This is a genomic window from Allobosea sp. (assembly GCF_030694325.1).
Classification (GTDB): domain Bacteria; phylum Pseudomonadota; class Alphaproteobacteria; order Rhizobiales; family Beijerinckiaceae; genus Allobosea.
In genome coordinates, this window is the sequence record NZ_JAUXYO010000023.1 from 1 (window position 1) to 6,315 (window position 6,315).

General features: G+C 68.7%; 7 protein-coding genes and 1 tRNA gene. 7 read left to right on the forward strand and 1 reads right to left on the reverse strand.

All coding sequences use genetic code 11. From position 1 onward, the window contains the following. Positions 1 to 414, forward strand: a 414-nt coding sequence (locus tag Q8M82_RS01055) for a 23S rRNA (guanosine(2251)-2'-O)-methyltransferase RlmB (RefSeq protein ID WP_305689535.1), incomplete at its 5' end; no start/stop codon positions are given. A 12-nt stretch (positions 415 to 426) separates the two neighbouring features. Here the strand turns inward: Q8M82_RS01055 and Q8M82_RS01060 are convergent. After that, on the reverse strand, positions 427 to 963 hold the full coding sequence (locus Q8M82_RS01060) for a hypothetical protein (protein WP_305689536.1): 537 nt from the start codon (positions 961 to 963) through the stop codon (positions 427 to 429). 297 nt (positions 964 to 1,260) lie between these two features. Here Q8M82_RS01060 and Q8M82_RS01065 point away from each other — a divergent pair, with 297 nt between their 5' ends. From Q8M82_RS01065 to Q8M82_RS01090, 6 genes are all read left to right on the forward strand, one after another. After that, a complete protein-coding gene (locus Q8M82_RS01065; RefSeq protein ID WP_305689537.1) occupies positions 1,261 to 2,934 on the forward strand; it encodes an MFS transporter in 1,674 nt (557 codons plus the stop codon). Positions 2,935 to 3,084: 150 nt separating this feature from the next. Then, positions 3,085 to 3,159 (forward strand) — tRNA-Thr (locus Q8M82_RS01070). 151 nt (positions 3,160 to 3,310) lie between these two features. Beyond that, complete coding sequence (locus tag Q8M82_RS01075) at positions 3,311 to 3,736, forward strand: hypothetical protein (protein ID WP_305689538.1); 426 nt, start codon at positions 3,311 to 3,313, stop codon at positions 3,734 to 3,736. Positions 3,737 to 3,866: 130 nt separating this feature from the next. Continuing rightward, positions 3,867 to 4,850, forward strand: a complete 984-nt coding sequence (locus Q8M82_RS01080; protein ID WP_305689539.1) for an MBL fold metallo-hydrolase — start codon at positions 3,867 to 3,869, stop codon at positions 4,848 to 4,850. Between the two features lie 149 nt (positions 4,851 to 4,999). Further along, positions 5,000 to 5,773 (forward strand): NAD kinase, encoded by a 774-nt coding sequence (locus Q8M82_RS01085; RefSeq protein WP_305689540.1) that lies wholly within the window; start codon positions 5,000 to 5,002, stop codon positions 5,771 to 5,773. Between the two features lie 83 nt (positions 5,774 to 5,856). Beyond that, positions 5,857 to 6,273 carry a carboxymuconolactone decarboxylase family protein gene (locus tag Q8M82_RS01090; protein WP_305689541.1) on the forward strand — a complete coding sequence of 139 codons (417 nt, stop codon included), beginning with the start codon at positions 5,857 to 5,859 and terminating at the stop codon, positions 6,271 to 6,273. Positions 6,274 to 6,315 lie beyond the last annotated feature (42 nt).

Sequence of the window (6,315 nt, forward strand, 5' to 3'; positions counted from 1 at the left end):
CCGCACAATGTCGGCGCGATCCTGCGCTCGGCCGCGGCCTTCGGCGCCGCGGCGGTGATCGTCACCATCCGTCACTCGCCGGCGGCCACCGGCGTCCTGGCGAAGTCGGCATCGGGAGCCCTGGAGCATGTCCCGCTGATCGCCGTGCGCAATCTCGGCGACGCGCTCGACGAACTCGGCAAGCGCGCCTTCCAGCGCATCGGCTTCGATTCGGACGGCGAGGTCGCCTTCGAGGACGTCGCCCTGACGCGCCCGCTCGTGATGGTAATGGGCGCCGAGGGCAAGGGCCTGCGCCAGCGGACGCGCGAACTCTGCGACCAGGTCGCGCGGCTGGAAGTGCCGGGCGCGATCACCAGCCTCAACGTCTCCAACGCCACCGCGATCGCTCTCTACGCCGCCAGCCGGCGCCGTTGAGGCCAGCCGGGCTCAGCGTCCGGGCACGATCAGCAGCAATGCGCCCGTCTCGGCATGGGCGAAGCGCGTACGCCGCCCCTGCCGCGGCTCGGGATCGCTGATTCGGATCACACGGGTCGCCGGGCGGTCGCGCCGCCCCTCCAACCGGTAGAGCGTCGGCTCCGGCGTCGGCGCGCGGGCGATCCCCATCCGCACCGGCATGTGCTCGAAGGAATGGCGGTCGACAGGGCGCTCGATCTCGATCGCATGCGAGGATGTTCCCCCGCCCGGCATGGTCCACGGCCCGTAACCGACGGCGGCCAGCGGCCCGCGGCCGCCATGCCGGCCATGATGGTAGCCGCGCCATCCGGCGGCATCGGAGCGGACCCAGCGACGATCGCCCATCCGCTGGTGAATCGCGGCGCCGCGATGCGGGAGTTGGCCGAGGCTCGGCCGAGCAGCGCTCGCCGGCGCCGCGACGGGAAGGGCAGTCTGCGCGAGCGCGCTTCCCGCCGGCAGCAATAGGCCCGTCAGCAGCAGGCCGAGACAGATCGTTCTGGCGCGCGACATGGCGCTCCTCCTTCTCCGCATCCTCGAGGCCTCCGCCGCCGACTATAGGCGTCCGCATCCGGCTGGAAAGCGGAAATCGCCGGCGCAGCCCTTCTGAGACCATCGTCGTACAACCAATGATGCAAGACCAAGTGATTGATTGCGCTTGATCTTTTGCGCGCGCATTGCTCTCGCCGACGGACATGCGGAGCCCCTGGTTTCGCTTCCGCCGAAGCCAGATCACGTCGAACAAGGACGGTGGGCAGTCAGGCAGCGCGGAGTCGTCCCGCTGCCCTGGACCTCGCAGGGAGAACCGCCATGAGCATGGCAGCGAATGTATCGGGGGCGAAGACCGCGCCGCGCCCCATGACCAAGGAAGAGAAGCGCGTCATCCTCGCATCGTCACTGGGCACCGTCTTCGAATGGTACGATTTCTACCTCTACGGCTCGCTCGCCGTGATGATCGGCGCCCATTTCTTCTCGGCCTTCGATCCCAACACCCGCGCCATCTTCGCGCTGCTCGCCTTCGCGGCCGGCTTCCTCGTCCGTCCCTTCGGCGCGCTCTTCTTCGGCCGCCTGGGTGACCTGATCGGCCGCAAATACACCTTCCTCGTCACCATCGTGATCATGGGCGCCTCGACCTTCCTGGTCGGCCTGCTGCCCAGCTACAACACGATCGGCTGGATCGCGCCTGTCATCCTGATCGCGCTGCGCATGCTCCAGGGCTTGGCGCTCGGCGGCGAATACGGCGGAGCGGCGGTCTATGTCGCCGAGCATGCGCCGGTCGGCCGCCGCGGCTTCTACACCTCCTGGATCCAGACCACCGCGACGCTCGGCCTGCTGCTGTCGCTGCTGGTCATCCTGGTGATCCGCGTCAACATGGGCGAGGCCGACTTCGCCGCCTGGGGCTGGCGCATTCCGTTCCTGCTGTCGATCTTCCTGCTCGCGATCTCGGTCTGGATCCGCCTGCAGATGCAGGAATCCCCCGCCTTCAAGAAGATGAAGGAAGAGGGCACCGGCTCCAAGGCGCCGCTCACCGAGGCCTTCGGCCAGTGGAAGAACGCCAGGATCGCGCTGATCGCCCTGTTCGGCCTGACGATGGGCCAGGCGGTCGTCTGGTACACGGGGCAGTTCTACGCCCTGTTCTTCATCCAGAGCATCCTGAAGGTCGATCTCTATTCGGCGAACGTGCTGATCGCCTGGGCCCTGATCGTCGGCACCGGCGGCTTCATCTTCTTCGGCTCGCTGTCGGACAGGATCGGCCGCAAGCCCGTCATCCTGGCCGGCTGCCTGATCGCGGCGCTGACCTATTTCCCGCTGTTCGGCGCGCTGACCAAGGCCGCCAATCCGGGCCTCGCCGCGGCGCATGAGAACGTCAAGGTCCAGGTCGTCGCCGATCCCGCCACCTGCGGTTCGGTCTTCGATCCGGTCGGCATCCGCACCTTCACCTCGCCTTGCGACATCGCCCGCCGCACGCTGGCCACCCAGGCCATCGTCTACACCCAGGCGCCGGCTCCCGCCGGAACCCCGGCCAAGGTCACCGTCAACGGCAAGGAACTCGCGGTCGACGCGACCTTTGCCGCCACGGTCGCCAAGGAAGCGGTCGCTGCCGGCTACCCGGCTCCGGGCGATGCGCGCATCGTCAAGACCGGCTTCTTCAGCGCCCTGTTCAACGCGCAGTCGCTGACGGTCATCGGCATCCTGACCATCCTCATCATCTATGTGACGATGGTCTACGGCCCGGTCGCCGCGGCGCTGGTCGAGCTCTTCCCGACCCGCATTCGCTACACCGGCATGTCGCTGCCCTACCATATCGGCAATGGCTGGTTCGGCGGCCTGCTGCCGGCGACCGCCTTCGCCATGGTGGCCGGCACCGGCGACATCTACTACGGCCTCTGGTACCCGATCGTCTTCGCCCTCGCGACCTTCGTGATCGGCATGCTGCTGGTGCCCGAGACCAAGGACCGCGACATCACCACCCACGAGAACTGAGCGACGCTCGCCTCTCTGCGACACCCGGGCCCCGCCTCCCCAGGCGGGGCCCTTCTCCATTGGTCCTTGCACCGATCGGCGATCTTGCCCCGCGCGGCCGCGGCTGCTAACCGCTAGCGCGGCCGCCCTGCCCCATCGGGTTCGGCCGATGCCGGCGTAGCACAGCGGTAGTGCAGCGGTTTTGTAAACCGAAGGTCGGGAGTTCGATCCTCTCCGCCGGCACCATTCGGGCCCCGCGCCCGTTGCCCGCTTCGTGAAACCGAGGCATGCACGCAGCGCACCGGCCCGGCCTTGGTCGGGCCTCCATCTTGCGTCACGTGGAACCGACGGCTCGCAGCGGTGTTCGCTCCGACGTCCCGACCGAGACCAGACCTGTATGCACCGCCCCGAACATCTGCTCGCCCTCGCCGACCGCTGCGAAACCGCAAGCAAGCCCGACCGCACCCTCGACGCCGACATCTACGAGGCGTTGGGCTTCAACGTCCGGCGCAAGCCGAGCCATCTGGTCGGCCGCCGCACCCCGCCGGGCGGAATCTACCAGGAAGGCTCGCTGTGGAAGACGCTCGGCTCCGTCAGCGCCAATATCGACGTCGCCGTCGGCCTTTTGCGGCAGAAGGCGCCCGACTGGCGCTGGAGCCTGCAGTCCATGGCCGTCGACGACACCGCGACGTTCCAGGCGCTGGTGGCCGAATGCCAGGCAAACGGCACGATCGGCGCGCTCGCGCTCTGCGCCGCGATGCTGCGTGCCTTTGCGCGAGCCCGCAGCGCACCCGCTTCGGCTGCCGAGCACGACGGGCGCTGACCGCCGCGCCCGTCCCTCACGAAAACTTGACCCCCTCCCTGCCCCTGCGACAGCGCTCCGCCGTTGAACCATGAGCGCCGCCCGCTAGGGTCCGACACCGGCTCCGCCCGAGCCGAGGGAGACAAGAACGATGACCGATCTCAATCTGTCGCGCCGCACCGTCATCGCGGGCGCTGGCGCCCTCGCCGCAGCCGCCTCACTCGACCTGCCCGGGCTCGGCCCGGCCTACGCCCAAGGAGTTCCCGTGAACCAGGCACCCGGTTTCTACCGCTACAAGATCGGCGACATCACCCTCACCGCCATCAATGACGGCTTTGCCCGCCGTCCGCTCGAGGGTTTTGTTCGCAACGCCGAGCTGGCCGACGTCAAGAAGGCGATGGAGCAGGCCTTCCTCCCGGCCGACGCCCTGCCGATCTCCTTCACCACGCTGGTCATTCAGAACGGCGACAAGACCACCCTGATCGACACCGGCAACGGCGATTCCGGCGCGCCGACCTCGGGCCGCTGGATGGCGAACTTCACCGCCGCCGGCCTCGATCCGAAGTCGGTCTCGACCGTCGTCTTCAGCCATTTCCACGGCGATCACATCAACGGCTTCCGCCTCAAGGACGGCACGGCGGTGTTCCCGAACGCGGAAGTGATGGTCCCGGCCGCCGAATGGGCGTTCTGGATGGACGACGCCAAGATGAATGCCGCCCCCGAGGCCATGAAGGGCGCCTTCGGCGGCGTGCGCCGCGTCTTCGGCCCCGTCGCCAAGGATGTGAAGCAGTTCGAGCCGGGCAAGGAGGTCGTCTCGGGCATCACCGCCGTCGCTGCGCCCGGGCATACGCCGGGCCACACCGTCTTCGCGGTCGCCTCGGGCGGCAAGTCGCTGATGGTGATGTCCGACACCACCAACCACCCCGCCCTGTTCGTGCGCAATCCCGACTGGTCGGCCGTGTTCGACATGGACGGCCCGCAGGCCGCCGCCACCCGGCGCAAGCTGCTCGACATGGTCGCGGCGGACCGGATGCAGGTGGCGTTCTACCACGCTCCCTTCCCGGCCACCGGCCATATCGCCAAGTCCGGCAACGGCTTCGAGATGGTGCCGGTGCAGTGGAGCCCCGCGATCTGACCGCTCCGCGTCGGAGTGACCAGCGAAGGCCGGGGCCGAACCCCGGCCTTTTTTGTGCCCGCAGATGGGTCGCCGTCGGCTCGCGATCCGGCGACCGCCTGTGCTAAGGCAGGCTCGCGCCGTCCCGGCGCATGCCGTCAGGACCCGTGATGACCGAGCGCTTCCAGGCCATCTCCTTCGTCGCCAGCGACACGCCGGAGGCGCAGGCCGCCCTGGCGAAGCTGACCGAGCGCTACGGCAATGCCGACCCGGCGACGGCGGATGTCATCGTGGCGCTCGGCGGCGATGGGCTCATGCTGCAGACGCTGCATCGCTTCGTCGGCACGGGCACGCCGATCTACGGCATGAACCGGGGCTCGGTCGGCTTCCTGATGAACGAGTTCCGCGAGCGCGGCCTGCGCAAGCGCCTGACCGAGGCGCAGCGCAGCGTCGTCCACCCGCTCTCGATGCGCGCCGTCGACCAGGACGGCACCGAAGTGCGGGCCGAGGCGATCAACGAGGTCTCGCTGCTGCGCCGCTCCTACCAGGCCGCCAAGCTCAGGATTTCGATCGACGGCCAGGTCCGGCTCGACGAACTGGTCGCCGACGGCGTGCTCCTGGCGACGCCCGCGGGCTCGACGGCCTACAATCTCTCCGCCAACGGGCCGATCCTGCCGCTCGATGCACCCCTGCTGGCGCTGACGCCGATCTCGGCCTTCCGTCCGCGGCGCTGGCGCGGCGCCCTCCTCCCCGACCATGCCAAGGTCACGATCGAGGTGCTGGAGGCGCAGAAGCGCCCCGTCAGCGCCGTGGCCGACCATGTCCAGATCGACAATGTGCTGCGGGTCGAAATCGAGATCGACCGCGATGTCGACCTCGTCATGCTCCACGACCCCGGCCACAGCCTCGACGAGCGGATCCTGCGGGAGCAGTTCGGGTACTGAGGGGGTGCCATGGCGCGAAGGCGATGGCCGCGTCGCCAGCGCCCGGCTAGCCTGAACGCTCCAGACCGAGCGAGGATCAGCCCATGCACCGCGACGACATCACGCAAGCCGCCACCGAGATCGGCAAGGGCAGCTTCATGGCGACCTTCGGCCGCGTGCCCGACAATTTCAGCCTCCTGTCCGAGCATGCGCCCGGCGCCTTCGCCGGCTACGGCTTGATCCGCGCCGCCATCATGCGCGACCGGGACGAGGGCGGCGCGCTCGATCTGAAGACCAAGGAACTGGTCTTCGCCCTGCTCGACACGCTGATCGGCCAGAAGAACGGCGCGAAGAACCACGCCGCCGCCGCGATGAAGCTCGGCCTGACCCTGCCCGAACTGGCCGAGGGGCTGGTTCAGGTCATCATGGCCGGCGGCATCACCACCTGGAACGAGACCGGCGCCGAGGTAATGCGGCACTGCGCGCAGCTCGAGGCGCAGCGGACCGCTGAGGCGGGATGACCACAGCTCACGCCGCCTGGCGGATGTCACCGATCTCGAGCT

Coding starts and splice junctions, on each gene's coding strand:
- Q8M82_RS01080 (WP_305689539.1), top strand. CDS start 3,867: ATGACCGATCTCAATCTGTCGCGCCGCACCGTCATCGCGGGCGCTGGC.
- Q8M82_RS01085 (WP_305689540.1), top strand. CDS start 5,000: ATGACCGAGCGCTTCCAGGCCATCTCCTTCGTCGCCAGCGACACGCCG.
- Q8M82_RS01065 (WP_305689537.1), top strand. CDS start 1,261: ATGAGCATGGCAGCGAATGTATCGGGGGCGAAGACCGCGCCGCGCCCC.
- Q8M82_RS01075 (WP_305689538.1), top strand. CDS start 3,311: ATGCACCGCCCCGAACATCTGCTCGCCCTCGCCGACCGCTGCGAAACC.
- Q8M82_RS01060 (WP_305689536.1), bottom strand. CDS start 963: ATGTCGCGCGCCAGAACGATCTGTCTCGGCCTGCTGCTGACGGGCCTA.
- Q8M82_RS01090 (WP_305689541.1), top strand. CDS start 5,857: ATGCACCGCGACGACATCACGCAAGCCGCCACCGAGATCGGCAAGGGC.